2 protein-coding genes are annotated in these 1,926 nt (G+C 68.3%); one reads left to right on the top strand and one right to left on the bottom strand.

All coding sequences use genetic code 11. The features are described 5' to 3' along the window. Positions 1-19: 19 nt before the first annotated feature. Positions 20-409 (bottom strand): MarR family winged helix-turn-helix transcriptional regulator, encoded by a 390-nt coding sequence (locus tag QH283_RS03340; RefSeq protein WP_280501549.1) that lies wholly within the window; start codon positions 407-409, stop codon positions 20-22. 241 nt (positions 410-650) lie between these two features. On the opposite strand from QH283_RS03340, the gene QH283_RS03335 reads away from it, so the two are divergent. After that, a partial coding sequence (locus tag QH283_RS03335; protein ID WP_432420646.1) for an MFS transporter occupies positions 651-1,926 on the top strand: 1,276 nt, incomplete at its 3' end.

The raw sequence follows: 1,926 nt of genomic DNA, 5'->3' as shown, positions 1-1,926 counted from the left end.
CCCCCCCCCCCAGCGCGTTTCAGCCCAGATGCTTCTGCAACACCTCGCGGTGCGAGGGCCTTGCCTGCTCCAGCCGTTCGCGACCGGGCGGAGTGAGCTGCAGGAAGTTGGCGCGACGATCGGCCTCGCAGGCGGCGCGCTGCACCAGCCCGGCCTTCTCCAGCCGGGTGACGGTGCGGGAGAGCGCGCTCTGACTCAGGTACATCTCGGCCTCGATGTCCTTCATCCTGACCTTCTCGGTGCATTCGCCGCCGCAGCGGCCCGCCAGGATCTGCAACAGCTCGAATTCGCTGAGCCCGAGCCGGTGCCGAGCCTGGAGCACGTTCTCCAGCTCCGCGGAGATGCCGTGGTAGAGCCGGAGCGTGTCGGACCACTTCGCGCAGACATCGTTGTCGGTGTCGTGGTACATGACCCCAGACTAGCATGTCAAGACATTTTATGCGCACGCATTACATGTCTTCACATCTCATGCGTTGACATTCAATGCATGCGCATCTAAGTTTGCTCGGGTGACCCCGACAACGGCACCCGAGAAACTCTCCGTCTCAACCCTTTCCGAACCGCACTCGACCGAGCCCGGCGCCGCAGAAGCGCACGCCGACTCCTGGGGCCCACGGCTGTGGGCCATCCTGTTCACCGCCGGACTGGCGATGTTCCTCGACGCCCTCGACGTCTCCATGGTCGGCGTCGCGCTCCCGTCCATCGGCCACGACCTGGGCTTGGACACCTCCGCGCTGCAGTGGATCGTCAACGGCTACATCCTCGGCTACGGCGGACTGCTGCTGTTGGGCGGACGCGCTGCCGACCTGCTCGGCCGCAGGCAGGTCTTCCTGACCGCACTGGTGGTCTTCGGCGTGGCCTCGCTGCTGGGCGGACTCGTCGACGACGGCCTGTTGCTCGTCGCCACCCGCATCGTGAAGGGCGTCGCCGCCGCCTTCACCGCGCCTGCCGCGCTCTCGATCATCACCACCACCTTCAAGGAAGGCCCCGACCGCAACCGCGCCCTGTCGATCTTCACCATCTTCGGCGCCACCGGCTACGCCTCCGGGCTCATCGTCTCCGGCCTGCTCACCGGCATCGACTGGCGGCTCACCTTCTACATGCCGGTCGCCGTCGTGGCGATCGTGCTCGTCACCGCCTGGTTCGTGGTGCCGCGCACCAGCGAGAAGGAGGAAGGCGGCATCGATTTCACCGGCGCCGTCCTGCTGACCGGCGGCATGCTCTCGGCGGTCTACACCATCGTCACCGCGCCGGAGACCGGCTTCACCGCCACCGTCGTCGCGACCGGCCTCCTCGCCGTCGGACTGCTCGGCGCGTTCTTCGTGGTGGAGAATCGCGTCAGCCACCCGCTGGTGCGGCTGAGCATCTTCAAGGTCCGCTCGATCGTGCGGGCCAACCTCGCCGCCCTGGCCATCTTCGGCTCCTACCTCAGTTTCCAGACCATCGTCTCGCTCTACCTGCAGAACACCCTGGGCTGGGAACCGCTGCGGATGGCGCTGGCCATGGCGCCCGCGGGCATCATCGTCGCCATCCTCTCGCCGATCGCCGGCAACCTCATCGACCGCTTCGGCACCGCTCCGATGATCATCGCCGCCCTGACCTCCTTCGTCGCCGGTTACCTGTGGTTCCTCGCCCGCGGCGGCAACGCCGACCCCACCTACGCCCTGGACTACCTGCCCGCCTTCCTGCTGCTCGGCCTCGGCTTCGCGCTCGGCTTCTCCTCGGTCATGGTGCAGGCCACCGAAGGCATCGCCGACCACGAACAGGGCCTGGCCTCCGGCCTGGTGCAGACCTCCCTCCAGATCGGCGGCGCGGTGGTACTCGCCGGCACCACCGGCCTCATAGGCGGCCCGGGCGCCCGGGGGGTAGCCGGCGACCCACCCCGCCGGGGACAGGGTGCCCCCCGACCGGCGCGCGGGCAGGGCC

The organism is Nocardia farcinica (assembly GCF_029867845.1).
In the GTDB taxonomy this organism is placed as follows: Bacteria; Actinomycetota; Actinomycetes; order Mycobacteriales; family Mycobacteriaceae; genus Nocardia; species Nocardia farcinica_A.
Note: the sequence above shows the minus strand (reverse complement) of the source record. Positions and strands in the feature narration are given on the sequence as shown.

Bases quoted from the DNA above. Each gene is read 5' to 3' on its own strand.
- QH283_RS03340 (WP_280501549.1), bottom strand. From the start codon at position 409: ATGTACCACGACACCGACAACGATGTCTGCGCGAAGTGGTCCGACACG.